This is a genomic window from Micromonospora sp. CA-248260, from assembly GCF_050942205.1.
In the GTDB taxonomy this organism is placed as follows: Bacteria; Actinomycetota; Actinomycetes; order Mycobacteriales; family Micromonosporaceae; genus Micromonospora; species Micromonospora antibiotica.
The window spans coordinates 1016283-1038460 of the sequence record NZ_CP192021.1 but is presented as its reverse complement, the minus strand read 5'-3'; the positions used below and the strand labels follow the sequence as shown (position 1 = coordinate 1038460).

The following is a 22178-nucleotide window of genomic DNA, read 5'->3' as shown; positions in this document are numbered from 1 at the left end:
TGCGGTGGAGTGTCAGCGTAGCCCCGGCCGCCGGTCACCTGACATGGGCGGCTTCCCGTACCCCGGCGAACAGGTCGGACTCGGGCAGCGGGGAGTCGACCGTCGAGCGGGCGAGTTGGAAGTCCTCCGTCGGCCAGGCGTGCTGCTGGATCTCCATCGGCACGTGGAACCAGAAGCCGTCCGGGTCGACCTGGGTGGCGTGGGCGCGCAACGCGTCGTCGCGGACCGGGAAGTACTCCGCGCACTCCACCCGGGTGGTGATCCGCGAACCCTTGTCCGGCCGCTCGTCCCAGCGCTTGAGCCAGTCCTCGTACGGTGAGGGGAGGCCCGCGGCCAGCGTGCCCTCGTGCAGGGCCAGGATCCTGCCCTTGGAGAAGCCGATGTCGTAGTAGAGCTTCAACGGCTGCCAGGGGGCGCCCAGTTCCGGGTACCGGGTCGGGTCGCCGGCCGCCTCGAACGCGGCCACGCTGACCTTGTGGCACATGATGTGGTCGGGGTGCGGGTAGCCGCCCTCCTCGTCGTACGTGGTGACGACGTGCGGACGGAACTCCCGCATCAGCTTGACCAGCGGCCCGGCCGCCACCTCGACGTCCTGGAGGGCGAAGCAGCCCTCGGGCAACGGCGGCAGCGGGTCGCCCTCGGGCAGGCCCGAGTCGACGAAGCCCAGCCAGGCCTGCTCGACGCCGAGGATCGCCCGGGCGGCGTCCATCTCGGCCCGCCGGATCTCACCGATGTTGGCCCACACGTCGGGGCGGTCGAGCTTGGGGTTGAGCACGCTGCCGCGTTCGCCCCCGGTGCACGTCACGACCAGCACGTCCACCCCCTCGGCGACGTATTTCGCCATGGTCGCGGCACCCTTGCTGGACTCGTCGTCCGGGTGTGCGTGCACGGCCATGAGCCGCAGCTTCTCTGCCAACGTGGGCGCTCCTCGTCTGTGCCCGCCGGCGGCCCGGTCCGGGTCGCTCGCCCGACCCGCCGCGGTGACCTGTCGGCGCGGCTGCCGACCTGCCGTTCCGGGCCCGGCCCCGGGCTGGGAAGATGGACCCTGTCATTCTTGCCGACGCGACCGACAACAACGCCAGGAGATACCCGCCGGTGACCGAGACGCACGCCACAGTTCCCTCGGCCGCGCCGGTGTTCCCGCCCGGCCGGTACGGCCGCCGACGGGAGCCCGGGCGTCGACGCCCGGCGCTGAGCTGGGCACTGGTGGCCGTGCTGATCGCCGGGTTGGTCCTGGCCGCGACGCAGCTCTACCAGCGCTACGGCGACCCGGAATACCGGCCCGAGGTGATCACCTACACCGATGCCAGCGACACCGGCGTGCGGGTCGACTTCCGGGTGACCGTGCCCGAGGGCGGCTCGGCGGTGTGTCTGGTGCGGGCCCGCTCGCACGCCGGCGTCGAGGTGGGGCACGAGGAGGTCACCGTGACCGCGTCCCCCGGCCAGCGGCACGTCACCGCCCGGCACCGGGTGGCGACCACCGAGCGTCCGTTCATCGGCGAAGTGGTCCGCTGCCGTCCGGCGGGCTGAACACCACGGGTGACCAGGGCGCGGCGACGCCACGGCCGGCGGGCGGCACGCTGCTCCCACCCGACCGGGTGATCGACGACGCCCGCACGTGCCGGCCACTGGTAGGTTGGTAAGTCACCTGTCAGCCAGCACGCACATCCGAGGAGTACGCCTGTGTCCACCAATGACAACAAGGCGCCCGCCACCTGGCTGTCCCAGGACGCGCACGACCGCCTCCAGGCCGAGCTCGACGAGCTGATCGCCAACCGGCCGGTCATCGCCGCCGAGATCAACGCCCGGCGGGAAGAGGGCGACCTGCGGGAGAACGGTGGCTACCACGCCGCCCGCGAGGAGCAGGGCAAGGCCGAGGGCCGGATCCTCTACCTCAAGGAGCTGCTGCGCACCGCCCAGGTGGGCGAGGCGCCGACGGCCGACGTGGTGTCGCCCGGCATGGTCGTGACGATCTACTTCGACGACGACAAGGACGACACCGAGACGTTCCTGCTCGGGTCGCGGGAGATCGCCGCCACCACCGACCTGACGGTCTACAGCCCGGAGTCGGCGCTGGGCAGGGCCATCCTGGGCGGTCGCCCCGGCCAGGCCTGCACCTACACCGCGCCCAGCGGCGCGGACATCAAGGTGACAATCGTCAGCTTCGAGCCGTTCTCCGGCTGAGCCGCACCGCCGCCGGGTCCGCGCGACCCGACGACGATCCATCGGTACGCACGAGGCGTGGCACCCGTCGGGGTGTCACGCCTCGGTCGTCAGGACCACCTGGTAACCACTGGCCCGAAGGGCACTGATCAGGGTGTCGGAGTGCTCGACGCCCCGGGTCTCCACCGACAGGGCCACCTCCACCTCACCGAGCCGCAGGTGCGGATTGGCCCGCTGGTGTTCCACGTCGACCACGTTCGCCCGGTGCCCGGCGATCTCGGTGAGCAGTGACGCGAGCTGGCCCGGCCGGTCCGAGCAGCGCACGGTGACCCGCAGGTAGCGGCCCGCTGCGGCGAGACCGTGTTCGATCACCCGCATCATCAGCAGCGGGTCGATGTTGCCGCCGGAGAGCACCGCCACCGTCGGGGTGTCCACCTGCACGACCCCGGCCAGCAGCGCGGCCACCCCGACCGCACCGGCCGGCTCGACCACCTGTTTGCCCCGCTCCAGCAGCATCAGCAGCGCCCGGGAGATGTCCTCCTCGCTGACGGTGACCATCTCGTCGACGAGCGTACGGACGTGACTGAAAGTGATCTCACCTGGCCGGCCGACCGCGATGCCGTCGGCGATGGTGGCGAACGCCGGCAGCCGGACCGGTTCCCCGGCGGCCAGCGAGGGCGGGAACGCGGCGGCGCTGGCCGCCTGCACGCCGATGATCCGCACGTCGGGTCGCAGCGCCTTCGCGGCCACCGCCATCCCGGAGATCAGGCCACCGCCACCGACCCCGGTGATGATCGTCCGCACCTCGGGGCACTGTTCGAGGATCTCCAGGGCAACGGTGCCCTGGCCGGCGATCACGTCCGGGTGGTCGAACGGGTGGATGAACACCGCGCCGGTGCGCTCGGCGAAGGTCTGCGCGGCCACCAACGACTCGTCCACGGTGTTGCCGACCAGCTCGATGCGAGCGCCGTACCCCTTGGTGGCGGCCACCTTGGGCAGTGGGGCGTTGACCGGCATGAAGACGGTGGCGTGGGTGCCGACCAGGCCGGCGGCGAGGGCCACCCCCTGGGCGTGGTTGCCGGCACTGGCCGCGACCACACCCTGCTCCCGCTCCTGCGCCGACAGCCGGGAGATCCGCACGTACGCGCCGCGCACCTTGTAGGAGCCGGCGCGCTGCATGTTCTCGCATTTGAGCCAGACCGGGCCGGCCAGCGCCGCGCTCAGCGGCCGGGACGGCTCCAGCGGGGTGGTCCGGGTGACCCCGGTGAGCAGTTCCCGGGCGGCCCGTACGTCGGCGAGGTCGACCAGTTCCGTCATGCCCCGATCGTGCCACCCGCCCCCGGCGGCACCGGCGGCGACACCGCCCGCCACCAGCGGCGACGACGTGCTCACCGACCGCTGGTGGTCGCGCCGGGGTCAGCCGGCCGACGACCCGGACCAGGTGGGCCCGGTCCGGCACCGACGGCCCGGCACGGGGCGGTCAGGCGGGCGGGTCAGGCGATCAGGCGGGTGGGTCAGGCGACGGCCGGGGAGCCCGTGTCGACCCGGGGGTAGCCGGGGGCGTGCCGGGTCCAGGGGGCCTGCATCTCGAACTGCCCGGCGACACCGAGCAGCAGCAGTTCCGACCCGGGCGGGCCGACCAGTTGCGCGGCGACCGGCAGGCCGTCCGGGCGGCGGCCCACCGGCACCACGATCGACGGCAGGCCGGCGACGTTCCACGGGGCGGCGAACGGGGCGTACCGGATGTTGGTCCTCATGTTCGCCAGCCAGGACCGGCCGGACCAGGCGGTGGCCTCCGGCGGCGGCCCGGCCAGGGCCGGGGTGAGCAGCAGGTCGACCGCGTGGTCGGTGAAGAAACCGACGGAGCGGTCGCGCCAGGCGGCCCGGTCGGCCTCCCGCACGTACCCCCGGCGTTGCGCCCACTCCCCCAGCGCGACGTGCCGGCGGCTGCGCCGTTGCAGGCCACGCCGGTCGATGCCGGCGGCCCGCACGTCGGCCGCGGCGGCGGCGAGCCAGGTGGCGATGCCCTGGAGGCCGAGCGAGGTCGGGTAGACCGGGTCGGCGGGCACGGTGTCGTGGCCGGCGGCGGCGAGCAGCCGGCCGGCGGCGGCCACCGCGTCCCGGTTGGGCGCGTCCGGCGACACACCGCGCACCGGCGAGCGCAGCGACACGCCGACCCGCAGCCGGGGCGGGGGGACCAGCTTGTCCGGGCGACGCCCGGCGAGCACCTGGAAGCCGACGGCGGCATCGGCGACCGTGGTGGTGAGCATGCCGTGCTCGGTCAGCCCGAACCAGTCCTCCGCGCCGAGCTGGCACGGGACCACACCCCGGCCGGGCTTGAGCCCGACCAGGCCGCAGCAGGCGGCCGGGATGCGGATCGAGCCCAGCCCGTCGTTGCCGTGCGCGATCGGCACCAGCCCGGCCGCGACCGCCGCGGCGGCTCCGCCGGAAGACCCCCCGGGGGTACGCCGCAGGTCCCACGGGTTACGGGTGACGGCGGTCGCGTCGTCGGTGATCGCCCAGAGTCCCAGCTCCGGCATCCGGGTCACCCCGAGGATCACCGCGCCCGCGCCGCGCAACCGGCGCACCACCTCGTGGTCGGCCTCCGCCACCGGGGTACGCGCGGCGACCGACCCGTTCCAGGTGGGCAGGCCGGCGACCGGGGTGTTCTCCTTGACCGCCACCGGCACCCCGGCGAGCGGGAGGTTCGCCAACTCCTCCTGCTCGTCGACCTTCTCCGCCTCGGTGATCGCCTCGCCGCCCCGGACCACCCGGAACGCGGAGAGGGCGCCGTCGACCCGCCCGACGTGGTCCAGGTGGTCGGCGACGACCTGGGTGGCGGAGACGTCGCCCCGGCGTACGCCCCGGGCGATCTGCTTGGCGGTCGCCCCCACCCAGGTCGGCATGATGTCCTGCACGGCCACCTCTTCCCAGCCCGCGGTCAGCCCAGCGCCTGCTCCAGATCGGCGAGCAGGTCGTCGACCGTCTCGATGCCGACAGACAGTCGCACGAGATCGCCGGGAACTTCAAGCGGCGAGCCGGCAGCACTTGCGTGTGTCATCCGGCCCGGGTGCTCGATCAGGGACTCCACCCCGCCGAGCGACTCGGCGAGGACGAACAGCCGGGCCCGGTTGCAGACCTGCACGGCGTGTTCCTCACCGCCGGCGGCCCGGAAGGAGATCATCCCGCCGAAGCGGCGCATCTGCTTGGCGGCCACCTCGTGTCCGGGGTGCGACGGCAGGCCCGGGTAGATGACCTGGGCGACCTTGGCGTGCCCGTCGAGGAAGGCGGCGATCCGTTCGGCGTTGTCGCAGTGCCGGTCCATCCGTACCCCGAGGGTCTTGATGCCGCGCAGGGTCAGCCAGGCGTCGAACGGGCCGTTGATCGCGCCCATCGCGTTCTGGTGGTAGCGCAGTTCGTCGCCGAGGGTCGGATCGGCGACGATCAACGCGCCACCGACCACGTCGGAGTGCCCGCCGACGTACTTGGTGGTGGAGTGCACCACCACGTCCGCGCCGTGCGCGAGCGGCTGCTGCAGGTACGGCGAGGCGAACGTGTTGTCGACCGCCAGCAGCGCCCCGGCCTCGTGCGCGAGCCCGGCCAGGGCGGCGATGTCGGCGATGCCGAGCAGCGGGTTCGTCGGCGTCTCCACCCAGACGATCTTCGTCTCGGGACGGATCGCGGCCCGGACCGCGTCGACGTCGGAGACCTTCGCCGGCGTGTACGTCAGCCCCCACCGCTCGGCGACCCGGGCGAACAGCCGGTAGGTGCCGCCGTACGCGTCGTCGGGGATCACCACGTGGTCGCCGGGCGAGCAGACCGTCCGCAGCAGGGTGTCCTCGGCGGCCAGGCCGCTGGCGAAGGCGAGCCCGACCCGACCCCCCTCCAGCGCGGCCAGGCACTCCTGGAGCGCGTCGCGGGTGGGGTTGCCGGAGCGGCTGTACTCGTAGCCCTGCCGGGGCGCTCCGACGGCGTCCTGGGCGTACGTGCTGGTCTGGTAGATCGGGGGGATCACCGCGCCGGTGCGGGCCTCCGGGTCCTGGCCGGCGTGGATGGCGAGCGTCTCGAAGCCGTGACTCATCCCGCAGACGTTAGTCCGCCCCGCCCCGCCCGCCGGGCGGAACCCGCCCCCGCTCATCCCGCGCCGCGCCCCGGCGGCGTCCACTCCGCGTGGTGGGCGGGCGCGCAGGGCTCTAGGCTGCGCGGGTGAGCGGGTGCGTGTTCTGTCAGATCGTGGCCGGGGAGGTGCCGGCGTTCCGGGTGGCCGACGAGCCGGACGGGGTGGCGTTCCTGGACACCCGGCCCGTGTTCAAGGGGCACGTCCTGGTGGTGCCCCGCGCCCACCTGGTCACCCTGACCGACCTGCCGGCGGCCGACCTGTCCGGCTACTTCGGCCTGGTGCAGCGCCTGGCGGCGGCCGTGGAATCCGGTCTGGGGGCCGGTGGGACCTTCGTGGCGATGAACAACCGGGTGTCCCAGTCGGTGCCGCACCTGCACACCCACGTGGTGCCGAGGACCAAGGGCGACGGCCTGCGCGGCTTCTTCTGGCCGCGTACCCGCTACGCCGACGACGCCGAGGCCGACTCCTACGCCGGGCGGGTCGCCGCCGCCCTGCCCTGAGACCCGCCGACATTCGGCGAGGCCCGGGGGCGAGAGCCGGGACGCAGCGGGTAAGGAAGACGGGCCCGCCGGTGTTGCATGCGGGGAGAGGTACGAGAGGAGTTCCACCGTGTTCCTTCGCCGCATGAAGGCCGAGATGATCAGCCCCGACCAGGCCCTGCCCGGCCGCCCGATCGCGATGCCGATCGGGGACCGGCACGAGGTGCTGCCGTCGTCGCTGAAGGGCCCGTTCCCGGAGGGTGCCCAGGTCGCCGTCTTCGGCATGGGCTGCTTCTGGGGCGCCGAGCGGCTGTTCTGGACCCTCCCGGGGGTGCTGACGACGTCGGCCGGCTACGCGGGCGGCTACAGCGCCAACCCGACGTACGAGGAGGTGTGTTCGGGGATGACCGGGCACGCCGAGGTGGTCCAGGTGGTCTACGAGCCCACCGTGATCAGCTACGAGGACCTGCTCAAGGTGTTCTGGGAGAACCACGACCCGACCCAGGGCATGCGTCAGGGCAACGACGTCGGCAGCCAGTACCGCTCGACGATCTACACCACCAGCGACGAGCAGCTGGCCACCGCGCAGGCGTCCCGGGACGCGTTCGCGCCGATCGTGGCGCGGGCCGGCAAGGGTGAGATCACCACCGAGATCGCCCCGCTGGGCGACTACTACTTCGCCGAGGACTACCACCAACAGTATCTGGCCCCGACGAAGAACCCGAACGGCTACTGCAACCACGGACCGAACGGGTTGAGCTGCCCGGTCGGGGTGGCCCGTACCGCCGGCTGAGGGAGCCCCGGCAGGTGAGGGCCGTGATCGCGGGCGGAACTGCCCGTTCGAGGAACGCGCGAGGGAGTATGGGCCCGATGAGTCACGATCCGGCCGGGGGTGTGCGGGTCATCAGAATCGTCGATCACGATCCGGCCTGGCCACAACGGTTCCGGGAGGTGGCGGGTCCACTGCGCGCGGCATTGGGCGATGTGGCACTGCGCATCGACCACATCGGCTCCACCTCGGTGCCGGGCCTGGCGGCCAAACCGGTGATCGACCTACAGATCTCGGTGGCCCGGTTGGCACCCGACGAGCCTTTCCGGGTGCCGTTGCAGAGCCTGGGACACGTGTTCCGGGACAAGAACCCGGAACGTACGAAGCGGTACTTCCGGGAACCGCCGGGGCAGCCGCGTACCCACATCCACGTGCGGATGGCAGGTAGTTTCTCGGAGCAGTTTCCCTTGCTGTTCCGCGATTACCTGCGGGTGCATCCACAGGCCGCCGAGGAGTACGCGGCGGTCAAGCGTGACCTGGCCGCCAGACATCCGCACGACGGTCTCGCCTACACGAACGCGAAGGCCGGGTTCTCCTGGGCGCTCATCCGTCGCGCCGACGACTGGGCCCAGGAGACCGGGTGGTCGCCGGGCCCGAGCGACGCATGAGCACCGACGGTGTGAGCTGCCCGGTCGGGGTGGCCCGTACGGTCGGCTGACCGACCCGGACACCGAGCGGCCGTCGGGCGACCCGCCCGGCGGCCGTTTTCCGGAGCCTGCGGTGTTTGTCACATCGTGGGCCCGGGGCGAATCGGGCACCCGTCGGGCCCCGGGCAGGAACGCCGGCCCGCGCGGGGCCGTCACGGTGAGTGGCGCACATGCTAGCAATCCCGTAACACCATCGACATCAGCTCAACAGGCGAAGTGCAACAACCTCTGGCAGCATTGGCTGGCATGTGCGGACTTGCGGGAGAGTTCCGGCGTGACGGTTCCCGGGCCGATGTGTCGGCGGTGGAACGCATGGCGGCCACGATGAGTGACCGGGGGCCCGACGACAGCGGAGTGTGGTCACAGGGGGCCACCGCCCTCGGGCACCGCCGCTTGAAGATCATCGACCTCTCCGCCGCCAGCGGGCAACCGATCGTCGACCCGGCCGCCGGGCTCACCGGCGTGTTCAACGGCTGCATCTACAACTACCGCGAGCTGCGCCAGGAGTTGCAGGCTAAGGGCCACCGCTTCTTCTCCTCCGGCGACAGCGAGGTGGTGGTCAAGGCGTACGCCGAGTGGGGGCTCGACTTCGTCGACCACCTGATCGGCATGTTCGCCGTCGCGATCACCGAGCGGGACACCGGCCGGCTGGTGCTGGCCCGGGACCGGCTCGGCATCAAGCCGCTCTACCTGGCCGAGACGCCGGGCGTGGTGCGGTTCGCCAGCACCCTGCCCGCCCTGCTGGCCGGCGGCGGGATCGACACCACCATCGACCCGGTGGCACTGTCGCACTACCTCAGCTTCCACAGCATCGTGCCGCCGCCGCGCACCATCCTGCGTGGCGTGGCCAAACTCCCCCCGGCCACCGTCCGGGTCTACGAGCCCGACGGCCGCACCCACGAGCGGGTCTACTGGGACCCGTCGTTCACCCGGGACGCGTCGCGCGCCGACTGGTCGGCCCGGGACTGGGAGGACGCCCTGCTGGAGTCGCTGACCACCGCCGTACGCCGGCGGATGGTCGCCGACGTGCCGGTGGGCGTGCTGCTCTCCGGCGGCCTGGACTCCAGCCTGGTGGTGGCGCTGCTGGCCGGCGAGGGGCAGACCCGCTCCGGGCTGTCCACCTTCTCGATCGGCTTCGACGCCGTCGGCGGGCGGGAGGGCGACGAGTTCGTCTACTCCGACCTGGTGGCCAAGACGTTCGGCACCGACCACCACCAGCTCAAGGTGGCCGCCGGTGACCTGGTTCCGCCGCTGGAGGCGGCGGTGGCCGCGATGAGCGAGCCGATGGTCAGCCACGACTGCGTCGCCTTCTACCTGCTGAGCCAGAAGGTCTCCAAGCACGTCAAGGTGGTCCAGTCCGGTCAGGGCGCGGACGAGATCCTCGGCGGCTACCACTGGTACCCGCCACTGGCCGGCATCGACCGGGAGCAGGCCCTCGACTCGTACGCGAAGGCGTTCTTCGACCGGGACGCGGCCGGGCTGGCCCGGGTGCTCAACCCGGCGTGGCTGGCCGACGGCGATCCGGCGCGCGAGTTCGTCGCCGCCCACCTGGGCCGGGCCGGGGCGCAGACCGCCGTCGACGCCGGCCTGCGGATCGACACCCAGGTCATGCTCACCGACGACCCGGTGAAGCGGGTCGACAACATGACCATGGCGCACGGCCTGGAGGCCCGGGTGCCGTTCCTCGACCACGAGTTCGTGGAGCTGGCGGCGAGCTGCCCGCCCGAGCTGAAGCTGGCCCAGGGCGGCAAGGGCGTGCTCAAGGAGATCGGCCGCCGGGTCCTGCCGCACGAGGTGATCGACCGCCCAAAGGGTTACTTCCCGGTGCCCGGCCTGACCCACCTGGAGGGCAAGCTCCTCGACCGGGTCCGCGACGCGCTCACCGCGCCGCAGGCCCGCCGCCGCGACCTGTTCCGTGCCGACTACGTCAATGCGCTGCTCGCCGACCCGAACGCCGAACTGACCCCGTTGAACGGAAACAAACTGTGGCAACTGGGACTCCTGGAAATGTGGCTCCAGAGCCACGGAATCGACTGACCGTGAACGAGACCCTCGCGACCGGCACGGCCCGAACCGACCGGGAGCGGGTGCTCGGCCGCCGCCGGGAACGCATCGGCCCCGGCGGTGACCCGGTCGCGCCGGCCACCGCACCGGAGCCGCGCCGGGAACCGGCCGGGCCGTCAGACGTGGTCCTGGACTGCGGCTGGGGGCGGCTGGTGTTCGGCCAGACCTTCCACGAGCAGGTGGCGGTGGCCCATGTGCTGCGGTCCGAGGCGGCCGGCTCCCGGGACATCTGCATCTACCTGCGCGACCCGCACGTGCTGGTGTCCCGGCTGCCCGACGAACTGTTCATCGACCCGTCGCTGACCTACCGGCTGCCGCTGGGTGAGCGCCGCCCGGAGGCCACCGGGCGGATGGAGATCCCGGGGCTGGTCGTCCGGCCGCTGCGCGACGCCGACGACGCGGACGCGGTGAACCGGATCTACGCCCGCAACGGCATGGTCACCGCGCCGGTGGAGGTGCTCGTCGACAACGCCGGCACCGACCGGTTCCTGCACCTGGTGGCCGAGGCGAGCACCGGGGAGATCGTCGGCACCATCACCGGCGTCGACCACGTGGCGGTCTTCGGCGACCGGGAGAACGGCGCGAGCCTGTGGTGCCTGACCGTCGACTTCAACACCGCCCCGCCCGGCACCGGTCAGGCCCTGCTCACCGAGCTGGCCGACCGGCTCGACGAGCGGGGCCGGGCGTTCGTCGACCTGTCGGTGCTGGCCGAGAACTCCGGCGCGATCCGGCTCTACGAGCGGTTGGGTTTCCACCGCACCGGCACGCTCTGCGTCAAGCGGAAGAACCCGATCAACGAACGGCTGTTCCTGCCGGCCACCCCGGCGGGCTACGACGAGCTGAACCCGTACGCGAGGATCGTCGCCGACGAGGCGATGCGGCGCGGCATCCGGGTGGAGGTCACCGACGCGCACTGGGGTGAGCTGCGGCTGACCAACGGCGGCCGGACGATCGTCACCCGCGAGTCGCTGTCCGAGCTGACCTCGGCGGTGGCGATGAGCCGCTGCGACGACAAGCGGGTCACCCGGCGCATCCTCACCGAGGCGGGCCTGTCGGTGCCGCGTGGCCGGACCGCCACCGGCGACGCCGACGACCTGGCCTTCCTCACCGACGTCGGCCCGGTGGTGGTCAAGCCGGCCCGGGGCGAGCAGGGCAACGGCATCACCGTCGGGGTACGCACCGCCGAGGCGTTGGCCACGGCCGTCGAGCTGGCCCGCCGGTTCTGCCCCGACGTGCTGATCGAGGAGCTGCGCGCGGGCGAGGACCTGCGGGTGATCGTGATCGACCATGAGGTGGTGGCCGCCGCCGTACGCCGACCGGCGCAGATCACCGGTGACGGGGTGCACGACGTCACCGCGCTGATCGAGCGGCAGAGCCGACGCCGGGCCGCCGCCACCGGCGGGGAGTCCCGCATCCCGATCGACGAGATGACCCGCGAGGTGGTGGCCGAGGCCGGGCACCGGATGGACGACGTGCTGCCCGAGGGGCGGGTGCTGGCGGTGCGCCGGACGGCGAACCTCCACACCGGTGGCACAATCCACGACGTGACGGCCGAACTGCACCCGACGATCGCCACCGCCTGCGTGGCGGCGAGCCGGGCCCTGGACATCCCGGTGACCGGGCTGGACCTGCTGGTCCCCGCCCCCGACCAGCCCGAGCACGTGTTCATCGAGGCGAACGAGCGGCCGGGGCTGGCCAACCACGAGCCCCAGCCGACCGCCGAGCGCTTCGTGGACCTGCTCTTCCCGGGCACCCGGGCCCCGCAGCGCCTCTGGAGCCCGGCCGGGCCCGGAGGGGTCGCGTGAGCCTCAAGCCCCTGGAGATCGACCTGGACTACCTGCGCCAGGTGCTGGTGGAGTTGCTGGACATCCCCAGCCCGTCGGGGCGTACCGACCACGTGCAGCAGTACGTGGGGGAACGCCTGTCCGCGCTGGGCATCCCGTCCACGCTGACCCGGCGGGGGGCGCTCAGCGCCTGCCTGCCCGGCCCCCGGCAGACCGGTGCCGACCGGGCGATCGTGGTGCACACCGACACCATCGGCGGGATGGTCAAGCGGCTCAAGGAGAACGGCCGGCTGGAGCTGAAGACCATCGGCACCCACTCGGCCCGGTTCGCCGAGGGCGCGCACGTGCGGATCTTCACCGACGACCTGGACCGGGTGGTCACCGGGCAGGTGTTGCCGTTGAAGGCCAGCGGGCACCGCTACAACGACGACGTCGACCTGCAGGGCGTCGGCTGGCAGCACGTCGAGGTACGCGTCGACGAGCCGGTCGAGGACATCGCCGGCCTGCGGGCGCTGGGCATCGACGCGGGCGACTTCGTGGCGTTCCTGCCGAACCCGATGGTCACCCCGTCCGGTTACGTGAAGTCCCGGCACCTGGACGACAAGGCCGGGGTGGCGGCGGTGCTGACCGCGTTCAAGGCGGTGGTGGACGCCGGTATCACCCCCACCGTCACCGCCCACCTGCTGGTCACCGTCACCGAGGAGATCGGCCACGGCGCCAGCCACGGCCTGGACCCGGACGTCGCCGAGATCGTCTCGGTGGACGCGGCGGTGGTCGCGCCGGGCCAGCAGTCCCGGGAGGACGCGGCGACCCTGGCGATGGGCGACGGGGTCGGCCCGTTCGACTACCACCTGACCCGCAACCTGGCCACCATCGCCCGGGAACACGGGGTGGACCTGGTCCGCGACGTCTTCGACTACTACCGCTCGGACGTGGCGGCGGCGGTCGAGGCGGGCGCGCACGCCCGGGTGGCGCTGCTCGGTTTCGGGGTGGACGCCACCCACGGCCACGAGCGCACCCATCTGGACGGCCTGGCCCACCTGACCCAGTTGCTCTGCCTCTATCTCCAGAGCGACCTGGTCTTTCCCGAGTGGGACGCCGAGCCGGAGGGCGACCTGGCCGACTTCCCGTCGCTGGCGGTGCAGCCGGCCAACGAAGACGGCCCCCGTGAGGGCCCGATCGGCATCGACTGACCGGCTCCGCGCAGCCCTGACCACCGGCCCGGCCGGCGGTCACGTCGCCGGTGGGTGGCGGCCCGCGTCGCGCCCGCCACCCACCGGCCGGGTCGATCGCTGCCCGGCGGGTGACCGACGCCTTCGCACCGGCCACCCCGGCCGGGTCACCGGTTGCGGCGGTCCGCCGCGTGCAGGAGCGCAATCAGCGCCTCGGTCGGTCGCAGCACCGCGTCCCGGGCTGCCGGGTCACCGGTGATCCGCTGCCGCGCCCGGTCGGCCAGCTGCGCCAGCAGTTCACCGGCGCGGGCCGCGTTGCCGGCGGTGCCGGCCTGCTCGGCCCGCTGGAGCCGGTCGGTCAGCCGGGCCGCCACGTACTCGGTGATCCGGCCGGCGGCGACGTACTCCGCGATCAGGTACCGCAGGTCGGAGTACCAGGCGGGGTCGCGGGTGAACGACGCGGGCAGGTGACCGGCGTCGGCGGCGGCGAGGGTCGCCGCGACGCTGGCGTCCACGTACGACCCGACGGTCGGGTATCGGGTGGCGAGTTGCGCGTCGGTCAGCGGCACCGAACTGCCGTCGAGGAAGCAGAAGCCGGGTCCGGTGTTGCTGCCGCTGTTGACCCGCAGCGGCACCTGGTGCTGGGCGAGCCGGATACCGCCGAGGGCGAGCCCGAGGTCGTCGCGGGCGATGGCCGGCGGGGTCGTGGTGGTCGTCTGGATCGGCGGGGCACTGGGCGGGGCCACCTGCCGGGCGACCCAGGCGACGGTGTGGTCGTAGACCGCGTTCTGCACCATGTGCTGCGGGACGCGCGACAGCGAGGGCAGCGTGCAGGTCTGCGGTTCACCCGGGTAGCCGCCCGGGTAGCTGCCGATGTCCCGCTTGCGCAGCGGCCCGTAGTCGGTGATCAGCTTCCAGTCGCCGTGCGACGCGCCGGCCACCTCCCAGGAGCGCAGGACGGGCGAGTCGGCCTGGGCGCGGGCCGTCGCGGGCAGGATGCCGCTGGCCACGTCCCCCTCGGAGTTGATCCGGAACACCGGTGTGGTCAGGTCGGTGCGCAACACCCCGCCACCGCCGTGCAGGACGACCGCGTCGAGGACGTTCGCCGACTGCTGGACGCCGTTGTAGTAGTTGGCGAGGCGGCCGGCCGACTGCGAGTGGCCGGTGGCGATCACGTACTGCGGGGCGGGCAGCTTGCCCAGCGGGTCGACGCCGGTCGGGTTGCGGACCGCCTTCACCGCCTGGCTGAAGATGTCGTACGAGAGGCTGTCGTCGGTGACGGTGCCGCCGACGGTGACGTCCAGCGGGCCGTACCGGGTGGGGCTCCACGCCTTGAGCCCGGTGGCGGAGTGCAGCCCGGCCCGCTGGGCGGAGACCCCGACCCAGGCGTAGCCGGAGCGGATCAGGTGTTCGTGCGACTGGAACCAGTCGACCTCCTGGTCCCACTGGTTGCTGACGTTGTTCCACTCGGCGATGACGACACCGTTGAACTTCGTGGTGTTGGCCGGCCGGCGGACCACCAGCCGGGTGCCGTACGGCTGGTCGGTGCCGAGGGTGGTCGCGTTCTGGGTGCCCTGCACGGCGTACCGGGTGGCGGTGCCGAAGAGGAAGAACTCCTCCTCGACGTAGCCGGCGGCGGCCAGGTTGACGTCGGTGGCGAGGAACGGGTAGCCGTGACCGGGGTCGCCGACCGGGGTGGTCCGGGCGATCGGCCCGGCGACCACCGGGTTCGCCACGGTCGCGCCGGTGGCGGTGGACGGCCGGGGCGTGGTCGGCGCGGCTGCGGTCGCCGGGTGGACCGGGCCGGTGGCGACGGCCAGCGCACCGACCAGGCCGAGGGTGAGACATCGTCGGGTGTTCCTGCGGGTGGTGGACGAAACGGGCACGGTTCACCTCACGGGGGGAGCGACCGAGGGGACGACTCGGGCGGCAGCGGCGAGACGTGGCCACTGTGGGGCAGAGAGTAATGCTCACTTCAGGCGAAAGATAGGCCAGACGAGCACGAACTTTCGCCGACTTGAGCAAAAGTCGCCGGCCTGCGACCCTCCCCCGCCGGCATGACGCCGTCTGCGGGATCGCGCGAAAAATCACTACCGGCACCCGGGGCGCAGTGGGTAGCGTGGCGGTACACGGGAAAGGAGGTGGTCCAGACTTGTATAGCAATCGGACTCGTGAGGTGGCTGTCCGCTAGCCGCTGTCCTCGACAGTGAACGACCAAGCATGATCGTCGAGACCGTGTGGCAGCGGTGCGGCGAAACCACGACAGCCACCCGACCCCCGGGGTGCCGACCCAGTCCAGTCGGCCCGTGCGCGAGCACGGAAGCCCCGGGGGTCGCTTCGTCTCCGGAGGAGGCCGGCGGTGTCCATGCGTGAGCTGACGGTGCTCGGTACGGCCAGCCAGACCCCCACCCGGCTGCGCAACCACAACGGCTACGTGCTGCGCTGGGACGACGAGGTGATCCTCTTCGACCCGGGCGAGGGCAGCCAGCGCCAACTCCTGCACACCGGGGTCACCGCCACCGACCTCACCCGGATCTGCGTCACCCACTTCCACGGCGACCACTGCCTCGGCCTACCCGGCACCATCCAACGGCTCTCCCTGGACCGGGTGCCGCACCCGGTGGCGGTGCACTTCCCCGCCGGAGGCGCCGAATACTTCGCCAGGTTGCGGCACGCCAGCAGCTTCCACGAGACCGCCGAGCTGGCCGTCGAACCGATCACCACCGACGGGCAACGGATCACCCTGGGCGTCGGCACGCTGGAGGCCCGCCGGCTGCGGCACCCCGTCGAGACGTACGGCTACCGGCTGGTCGAGCCGGACGGCTGCCGGATGCTGCCGGAGCGGCTGTCCGCGTACGGCATCGGTGGGCCGGCGGTCGGCGAGCTGCTGCGCGTCGGGCACCTGGACGTCGGCGGACGCCGCGTCACCCGGGACGAGGTGAGCGTGGTCCGGCCGGGGCAGCGGTTCGCCTTCGTGATGGACACCGGCCTCTGCGACGGGGTGTACGCCCTCGCCGAACACGCCGACCTGCTGGTCATCGAGTCGACGTTCCTGGCGTCGGAGACCGCGCTCGCCGCCGAGGTCGGCCACCTGACCGCCGGCCAGGCCGCCCGGGTCGCCACCGAGTCCGGGGTACGCACCCTGGTGCTCACCCACTTCTCCCAGCGGTACGCCGACCCGCGCCGCTTCCACGACGAGGCCCGCGAGCACTTCACCGGGGAGCTGGTGATCGCCGAGGACCTGACCACCGTGCCGGTCCCGCCCCGGCGGGTAGCCTCGGCCGGGTGACCGTCACGCTCCGTCCCGCCGTCGCCGACGACCTGATGCCGGTGGGCGCCCTGCACCAGCGGTCCCGGATCGCGGCCTACTCGTCGTTCCTGCCGCCCGAGGCGTTGGCCGACCCGACGCCCGAGGCAATGGGGGCGTACTGGGTCGAGCGGTGGACGTGGGAACGCGACGAGCACCTGATGACCGTGGCCGAGCGGGACGGCCGGCTGGTCGGGTTCAGCTACCTCGGCCCGGACGACGGGGGCGACCCGGCGACCGGGCTGCTCAACGCCATCCACCTCGACCCGGCCGAGCGGGGCCGGGGCACCGGCCGGGCGCTGATGGTGGACGCGTTGGACACCATGCGGGTCCGGGGCTGGCGTCGGGCGGTGCTGTGGGTGCTGGAGAGCAACGCCCCCGCCCGGCACTTCTACGAGCGCGGCGGCTGGCGGGCCACCGGCGATCGCCGGGACGAACGGATCGGCCCCACCCGCACCCCGCAGCTGCGCTACGCCCGGCAGCTGCCCGGCTGCTGACCGTCAGGTGCCGTCCTGGTCCGCGTCGACCGAGAAGTTGATCACTGATAGATACCCGTCGCCGTCCTCGACCACCTTCATCAGCATGCTCTCGGCAAAGATGTTGTCGTTGTCGTTGAAGGTGTCCCGCCCGGTGTGCGCGGCGTACGGCGCGGCGGCGTACACCCGGGTGTTGAGCGCCTCGTCGAACATCATCTGGGTGGTGAGCACCCGGTCGTCGCCCAGGTGCACCATCGCGTGGATGTGCGTGGTGCGGCCCCGGTACCAGCCCGGCCAGATGGTGGTGAACTCGACGATCCCGTCGGCGTTGGTGACCTGGGCGCCGCGCAGGTAGCGCTTGTCGTCGGTCGGCGTCAGGTCCGCCGCCGACCCCTCGGCGCCGCCGCCCGGGGCCGCCCCACCCCCTGGCGGGGTGCCGGTGGGCGGGGTGCCACCCGACGCGCCGCCGGGCGGATTGCCGCCGGACGGAGCGCCGCCGCCCGACGCACCGGACGACTGCGCCTCGGCACCCGAGTACAGGCCCTCGGCGTCACAGTGCCAGATCTCCACGACGGCGTTGGCCAACGGTCCGCACTGCTCGCTGTCCTGCACCCGGATCGCCACCCGCAGCCGGGTGCCCGCCCGGTCCTCCCGGATGTCGTTGCGGATCTTGTCGGCGTCGAAGTAGTACGGGCCCTGGGTGGTGCTCGCGGTCAACGTGCAGGTGTTCGCCGCGCCGAACAGCGCAGCCAGGTCGGCCGACGTGCTGGCGGTCGCCTGGGGGGACACGGTCTGGCCGGTCGACGTGGTGACCGTGCCGCTGTCCCGGCCGCAGGCCGCGAGCAGGCCGGCCAGCCCGATCGAGCCGACCCCCGCGATCAGCCGCCGACGGCTGACCCGCTGCCCCTCGTGGTGGTCCAGGTCGTGTCGCATGTCGTTCCTCCCGTGGTCGGTGCCTCTCGGCTCACCCGACCGTAGGGAGGCTGCTCGGATGCCCTCTGTGCTGCCCCTGTGCCCGTGCTGTGAATGGTCGACCCGACGGCGACCGGCCCGGACACGCTGCGGGCCCCTCCCGTCGGAAGGGGCCCCGCAGCGGCGTCGGATCAGCGTGCGCCGAGGTGGGCGAGCAGGTCCTGACGGGTCAGCACGCCCTTGGGCTTGCCGTCGACCAGCACCAGCGCCGCATCGGACTTCTCCAGCAGGCCCACCGCCTCGCTCACCGGCTGGCCGCCACCGACCATCGGCAGCGGGTCACCCATGTGCCGCTCGATGGTGTCGTGCAGGTGGGCCTGACCGGTGAACAGGGCGTCCAGCAGGTCCCGCTCGGCGATCGAGCCGGCCACCTCGCCGGTGACCACCGGCGGCTCGGCCTTGAGCACCGGGAGCTGGGAGACGCCGTACTCACGCATGTAGTCGATGGCGTCGCGGACCGTCTCGGTCGGGTGGACGTGCACCAGTTCGGGCAGGCCGCCCGGCTTGCCGGCCAGCGCGTCGGCGACGGTCGGCTCGGTGCCGGGGTGGTCGAGGAAGCCGTACCGGGCCATCCACCGGTCGTTGAAAATCTTGGACAGGTAGCCCTTGCCGCTGTCCGGCAGCAGCACCACGACCACGTCGTCCGGGCCGGCGGCACGGGCCACCTCCAGCGCCGCCACCACGGCCATCCCGCAGGAGCCGCCGACGAGCAGCCCCTCCTCGCGGGCCAGCCGCCGGGTCATCTCGAAGGACGCCTTGTCGGACACCTCGATGATCTCGTCGGCGACCTCCCGGTCGTACGTCGCCGGCCAGAAGTCCTCACCGACACCCTCGACCAGGTACGGCCGGCCGGTGCCCCCGGAGTAGACCGAGCCCTCCGGGTCCGCCCCGATCACCCTGACCCGCCCCTCGGAAGCCTCCTTGAGGTAACGCCCGATGCCGGTGATGGTGCCGCCGGTGCCGACCCCGGTGACGAAGTGGGTGAGCCCGCCCCCGGTCTGCTTCCACAGCTCCGGGCCGGTGGTCTCGTAGTGCGAGCGCGGGTTGGCCGGGTTGCTGTACTGGTCGGGCTTCCACGCGCCGGGGATCTCCCGGGCCAGCCGGTCGGAGACGTTGTAGTAGGAGCGGGGGTCCTCCGGGGCGACGGCGGTCGGGCAGACCACCACCTCCGCCCCGTACGCGCGCAGCACGTCCTGCTTGTCCTGGCTGACCTTGTCGGGGCAGACGAAGACGCAGTGGTAGCCCTTGAGCTGGGCCACCAGGGCCAGCCCGACACCGGTGTTGCCGCTGGTCGGCTCGACGATGGTGCCGCCGGGCCTGAGCAGCCCGGCGGCCTCGGCGTCCTCCACCATCCGCAGCGCGATCCGGTCCTTGACCGAGCCGCCGGGGTTGAGGTATTCCACCTTCGCCAGCACGGTCGCGCTGATGCCCTCGGTGACGTTGCGCAGTCGTACCAGCGGGGTGTTGCCGATCAGGTCGACGACGTTGTCGTAGTACTGCACCTCGTTGTGCCCTTCGTTGCGGCGCCGGCGACGGCGGCCTGGCAGACGGTCCTTCGTCGCTCAGGGTACGTGCCCTCAGAGCGTCACATGACCGGGGATGACGGAGGCCCGACGCGCCTCCCACTCCAGGAAGCGCTCGGTCTCCGACAGCACGCTGCCGGCCAGCCAGGTGACCATCACGGCGTCGTCCACCAGACCGAGCACGGTCAGGAACAGCTCCGGCACCAGGTCGACAGGCGACACGACGTAGACCGTCGCCGCCGTCATCATCGCCAGCCGCAGCCCGCCGTCGTACTCGCCCCGGGCGGTCGCCCGGATCATCCGGGGCAGCGCCGCCAGCCGGGCACCCAACGACGGGCCACCCCGGGCACCCGCCGCCAGCGACCGGGCCAACGCCGTGAAGGCCGCGGTCCGCTTCAATGTCCTACCCATCTCATCCAGCCCCTCTCCACCGACCAGCGTGACTGTCCGGCGCAAGCCGTCGCCACCTGCGGCGGGGCGACCGCAGGTGGGCCCCGCCACCGGATCAGGTACCCAGAATCGTCGCGGCCCAGCCGGGAAACCGACCGTCCCGACGGAAGCGGGGGGCCGTCACGGCGCGATAATGTCGCTGTATGGGGGTGGCTGGTTCCGTCGTACCGGTGGTTCCGCGCTGGCATCGCGCCCGACAGGTCGCCCGGCTGGCGGCGATCGGCACGGGCGCCACCGCGGCGGCCGTCGCCGCGACCGGCGGGGTGCTGCTCGGCCAGGCCCGGCAGGCCCGACGCACCATCCCGATGGCGCAGGCCCCACCGCCGCGCTGCGACGGCGTCTACGGCGCCAAGATCCCCGGGACACCGCTGACCATGGTGATCCTCGGCGACTCCTCCGCCGCCAGTTACGGGGTGCTGCGGCGGCGGGAGACCCTGGGTTCGCTGCTGGCCACCGGGCTGTCCCGGCGACTGCACCGGGCCGTACGGGTGCACCGCTTCGCCGTGGTCGGCGCACTCTCCGCCGGGCTCCGGCCGCAGGTCGAGGCCGCCCTGGAATGCGCGCCGGACATCGCGGTGATCATGGTCGGCGGCAACGACGTCACCAACCGGTCGCCATACTCCGTGGCGGTCCGGCACCTGGTCGACGCGGTCCGCGCGCTGCGCGCCGCCGGCTGCGAGGTGGTCGTCGGGACCTGCCCCGACCTGGGCGCGATCCAGCCGATCCAACCCCCGCTGCGCTGGTTGGCCCGCCGGTGGAGCCGGCAGCTCGCCGCCGCCCAGACGGTCGCGGTGGTCGAGGCGGGCGGCTGGACGGTCTCCCTCGGTGACCTGCTCGGCCCCCGGTTCTCCGCCGAACCGACCCGGATGTTCGCCTCGGACCGGTTCCACCCTTCCGCCGAGGGGTACGCGATGGCCGCCGCCGCGCTCCTGCCGACCGTAGTGTCGGCGCTCGGCGGCGGGGAACGCCGACCCGCCCCGGGCCGGAGCGACGGCGTGCGGTCGCTGCCCGAGGCCGCCCAGGAAGCAGCCCGGCACGCCGGCACGGAGGTCAGCGGCGCGCAGTTCCGGGGTCGGGAGCGCGGCCCCGCCGGCCGCTGGGCGCAACTGCGGCGGCGGGCCTTCTTCGGCGTCGGCGCGGTGCCGCAGTCCGGTGCCGCCGCCGACTCACCCCAACTGGAGGAACTGGCATGAGCGAGCACAGCGAGCGAACCACCGGGTGCCACGAATGCCACGCAGCGCCGGTCGGCATCGACGTGCACCTGCCGACGGTGACGCCATGACGGGCCGGTCCGTGGGCGGCGAGCTGGCCGTACGCCTCGGTAAGGCCGCGGCGGTCTCCCTGGTCGCCGGGACGATCGGCGGGGCGGCGGTGCTCGCCGGCCAGGCGGTGGCGGCCCGCAACCGCGACTACGCCCAGCCCGAACTGGGCCTGGCGCTGCGGGCCACGGTCGGCCGGGCCGGTGCCCCACCGCTGCGGCTGGTGCTGCTCGGGGACTCCTCGGCGCTCGGTGTCGGGGTGGGCCGCTTCGACGAGACGGTCGGCGGTCAACTCGCCTACCTGCTGGCCGAGGGGCCGACCGGTCGTCGGGTGCACCTGTCCAGCGTGGGTGTCTCCGGCTCCCGCTCCACCGATCTGTCCACCCAGGTGGCGCGGGCGCTGCTCGGGGACCGGCCGGACGTGGCGGTGGTGCTGATCGGGGCGAACGACGCCACGGCGATGAGCCGGCCGTTGGAGGCGGCGGCGTACCTCGCCTCGGCGGTGCGCCGGCTGCGGGAGGCCCGGGTCGAGGTCGTCGTCGGCACCTGCCCGGACCTGGGGGCGGTGCGCGCGGTGGCCCCGCCGCTGCGGCAGGTGATCGGGTGGTCGGGCCGGCGGGTCGCGAGGGCACAGACCGCCGCCGTGCTGGACGCCGGGGGCACGGTCGTCGACCTGGGTACGGAGACCGGGCCGGTGTTCCGGGCCGACGCCGGGACGCTGTGTCACGACGGCTTCCACCCGTCCGCCGACGGTTACCGGGTGTGGGCGCACGCCCTGCTGCCGGCGGTGGTCGCCGCCGCGAACGTCGCCTCCCGGCACTGACCGGCCCCGGAACGCACGGCGGTCCGGCGTAACCGCCCGGCGGTCCGGCATACCCCGCCCGGCGGCCGGGCGTGCCCCGGCGGTCCGGCGTGGCCCCGCGGTCCGGCTTA

The 22178-nt window shown here is 73.0% G+C and carries 20 protein-coding genes; 12 read left to right on the top strand and 8 right to left on the bottom strand.

What is annotated here, in order from left to right; genetic code table 11:
* Positions 1 to 34: 34 nt before the first annotated feature.
* Complete coding sequence (gene mca / locus ACQP2H_RS04900; RefSeq protein WP_219467274.1) at positions 35 to 916, bottom strand: mycothiol conjugate amidase Mca; 882 nt, start codon at positions 914 to 916, stop codon at positions 35 to 37.
* 179 nt (positions 917 to 1095) lie between these two features.
* On the opposite strand from mca, the gene ACQP2H_RS04895 reads away from it, so the two are divergent.
* Entirely contained in the window at positions 1096 to 1530 is a 435-nt protein-coding gene (locus ACQP2H_RS04895; RefSeq protein ID WP_208568519.1) for a DUF4307 domain-containing protein, read from the top strand.
* 153 nt (positions 1531 to 1683) lie between these two features.
* Complete coding sequence (gene greA / locus ACQP2H_RS04890) at positions 1684 to 2184, top strand: transcription elongation factor GreA (protein ID WP_208568520.1); 501 nt, start codon at positions 1684 to 1686, stop codon at positions 2182 to 2184.
* A 75-nt stretch (positions 2185 to 2259) separates the two neighbouring features.
* On the opposite strand, the gene ilvA is transcribed toward greA, so the two are convergent.
* The 3 genes from ilvA to ACQP2H_RS04875 form a co-directional block, all read right to left on the bottom strand.
* On the bottom strand, positions 2260 to 3480 hold the full coding sequence (ilvA, locus tag ACQP2H_RS04885) for a threonine ammonia-lyase (protein WP_219467271.1): 1221 nt from the start codon (positions 3478 to 3480) through the stop codon (positions 2260 to 2262).
* A 197-nt stretch (positions 3481 to 3677) separates the two neighbouring features.
* Complete coding sequence (locus ACQP2H_RS04880) at positions 3678 to 5087, bottom strand: amidase (RefSeq protein WP_219467268.1); 1410 nt, start codon at positions 5085 to 5087, stop codon at positions 3678 to 3680.
* A gap of 17 nt (positions 5088 to 5104) precedes the next feature.
* Positions 5105 to 6244: a cystathionine gamma-synthase gene (locus tag ACQP2H_RS04875; RefSeq protein ID WP_219467265.1), complete on the bottom strand. Its 1140-nt coding sequence runs from the start codon at positions 6242 to 6244 to the stop codon at positions 5105 to 5107.
* Between the two features lie 125 nt (positions 6245 to 6369).
* Here ACQP2H_RS04875 and ACQP2H_RS04870 point away from each other — a divergent pair, with 125 nt between their 5' ends.
* The 6 genes from ACQP2H_RS04870 to ACQP2H_RS04845 all read left to right on the top strand — a co-directional run bounded on the left by ACQP2H_RS04870 (position 6370) and on the right by ACQP2H_RS04845 (position 13279).
* Entirely contained in the window at positions 6370 to 6783 is a 414-nt protein-coding gene (locus ACQP2H_RS04870) for an HIT family protein (protein ID WP_219467262.1), read from the top strand.
* Positions 6784 to 6892: 109 nt separating this feature from the next.
* A complete protein-coding gene (gene msrA, locus ACQP2H_RS04865; RefSeq protein WP_208568525.1) occupies positions 6893 to 7555 on the top strand; it encodes a peptide-methionine (S)-S-oxide reductase MsrA in 663 nt (220 codons plus the stop codon).
* Between the two features lie 77 nt (positions 7556 to 7632).
* A complete protein-coding gene (locus ACQP2H_RS04860) occupies positions 7633 to 8199 on the top strand; it encodes a GrpB family protein (RefSeq protein WP_219467242.1) in 567 nt (188 codons plus the stop codon).
* Between the two features lie 285 nt (positions 8200 to 8484).
* Positions 8485 to 10275: an N-acetylglutaminylglutamine amidotransferase gene (locus ACQP2H_RS04855; RefSeq protein WP_433231284.1), complete on the top strand. Its 1791-nt coding sequence runs from the start codon at positions 8485 to 8487 to the stop codon at positions 10273 to 10275.
* Between the two features lie 2 nt (positions 10276 to 10277).
* A complete protein-coding gene (gene ngg / locus ACQP2H_RS04850; protein ID WP_433231281.1) occupies positions 10278 to 12107 on the top strand; it encodes an N-acetylglutaminylglutamine synthetase in 1830 nt (609 codons plus the stop codon).
* Positions 12104 to 13279 (top strand): osmoprotectant NAGGN system M42 family peptidase, encoded by a 1176-nt coding sequence (locus ACQP2H_RS04845; protein ID WP_357536279.1) that lies wholly within the window; start codon positions 12104 to 12106, stop codon positions 13277 to 13279. Before ngg ends, ACQP2H_RS04845 begins: the two co-directional genes overlap by 4 nt.
* A 146-nt stretch (positions 13280 to 13425) precedes the next feature.
* On the opposite strand, the gene ACQP2H_RS04840 is transcribed toward ACQP2H_RS04845, so the two are convergent.
* On the bottom strand, positions 13426 to 15144 hold the full coding sequence (locus ACQP2H_RS04840; RefSeq protein ID WP_219467235.1) for an alpha/beta hydrolase domain-containing protein: 1719 nt from the start codon (positions 15142 to 15144) through the stop codon (positions 13426 to 13428).
* Between the two features lie 473 nt (positions 15145 to 15617).
* Between ACQP2H_RS04840 and ACQP2H_RS04835 the strand changes: the two genes are divergently transcribed.
* Both ACQP2H_RS04835 and ACQP2H_RS04830 read left to right on the top strand, forming a co-directional pair.
* Positions 15618 to 16547, top strand: a complete 930-nt coding sequence (locus tag ACQP2H_RS04835; RefSeq protein WP_357536277.1) for a ribonuclease Z — start codon at positions 15618 to 15620, stop codon at positions 16545 to 16547.
* On the top strand, positions 16544 to 17062 hold the full coding sequence (locus ACQP2H_RS04830; protein WP_357536275.1) for a GNAT family N-acetyltransferase: 519 nt from the start codon (positions 16544 to 16546) through the stop codon (positions 17060 to 17062). Before ACQP2H_RS04835 ends, ACQP2H_RS04830 begins: the two co-directional genes overlap by 4 nt.
* Positions 17063 to 17065: 3 nt before the next feature.
* Here the strand turns inward: ACQP2H_RS04830 and ACQP2H_RS04825 are convergent, their stop codons facing one another.
* The 3 genes from ACQP2H_RS04825 to ACQP2H_RS04815 all read right to left on the bottom strand — a co-directional run bounded on the left by ACQP2H_RS04825 (position 17066) and on the right by ACQP2H_RS04815 (position 19947).
* The gene (locus tag ACQP2H_RS04825; RefSeq protein ID WP_219467229.1) at positions 17066 to 17974 is read right to left on the bottom strand and encodes an intradiol ring-cleavage dioxygenase; all 909 of its coding nucleotides are present in this window, start codon (positions 17972 to 17974) and stop codon (positions 17066 to 17068) included.
* Positions 17975 to 18144: 170 nt separating this feature from the next.
* Positions 18145 to 19515: a cystathionine beta-synthase gene (locus ACQP2H_RS04820; RefSeq protein WP_208568533.1), complete on the bottom strand. Its 1371-nt coding sequence runs from the start codon at positions 19513 to 19515 to the stop codon at positions 18145 to 18147.
* A 75-nt stretch (positions 19516 to 19590) separates the two neighbouring features.
* Entirely contained in the window at positions 19591 to 19947 is a 357-nt protein-coding gene (locus ACQP2H_RS04815; RefSeq protein ID WP_204928292.1) for a YkvA family protein, read from the bottom strand.
* Positions 19948 to 20129: 182 nt separating this feature from the next.
* Between ACQP2H_RS04815 and ACQP2H_RS04810 the strand changes: the two genes are divergently transcribed.
* Both ACQP2H_RS04810 and ACQP2H_RS04805 read left to right on the top strand, forming a co-directional pair.
* Entirely contained in the window at positions 20130 to 21179 is a 1050-nt protein-coding gene (locus ACQP2H_RS04810) for an SGNH/GDSL hydrolase family protein (RefSeq protein WP_357536273.1), read from the top strand.
* A gap of 85 nt (positions 21180 to 21264) precedes the next feature.
* On the top strand, positions 21265 to 22068 hold the full coding sequence (locus ACQP2H_RS04805; protein ID WP_208568535.1) for an SGNH/GDSL hydrolase family protein: 804 nt from the start codon (positions 21265 to 21267) through the stop codon (positions 22066 to 22068).
* The last annotated feature ends 110 nt before the right edge of the window (positions 22069 to 22178 follow it).

Bases quoted from the DNA above. Each gene is read 5' to 3' on its own strand.
- ACQP2H_RS04810 (WP_357536273.1), top strand. From the start codon at position 20,130: ATGGGGGTGGCTGGTTCCGTCGTACCGGTGGTTCCGCGCTGGCATCGC.
- ACQP2H_RS04875 (WP_219467265.1), bottom strand. From the start codon at position 6,244: ATGAGTCACGGCTTCGAGACGCTCGCCATCCACGCCGGCCAGGACCCG.
- ACQP2H_RS04855 (WP_433231284.1), top strand. From the start codon at position 8,485: ATGTGCGGACTTGCGGGAGAGTTCCGGCGTGACGGTTCCCGGGCCGAT.
- ACQP2H_RS04860 (WP_219467242.1), top strand. From the start codon at position 7,633: ATGAGTCACGATCCGGCCGGGGGTGTGCGGGTCATCAGAATCGTCGAT.
- ilvA (WP_219467271.1), bottom strand. From the start codon at position 3,480: ATGACGGAACTGGTCGACCTCGCCGACGTACGGGCCGCCCGGGAACTG.
- ACQP2H_RS04805 (WP_208568535.1), top strand. From the start codon at position 21,265: ATGACGGGCCGGTCCGTGGGCGGCGAGCTGGCCGTACGCCTCGGTAAG.
- ACQP2H_RS04825 (WP_219467229.1), bottom strand. From the start codon at position 17,974: ATGCGACACGACCTGGACCACCACGAGGGGCAGCGGGTCAGCCGTCGG.
- ACQP2H_RS04815 (WP_204928292.1), bottom strand. From the start codon at position 19,947: ATGGGTAGGACATTGAAGCGGACCGCGGCCTTCACGGCGTTGGCCCGG.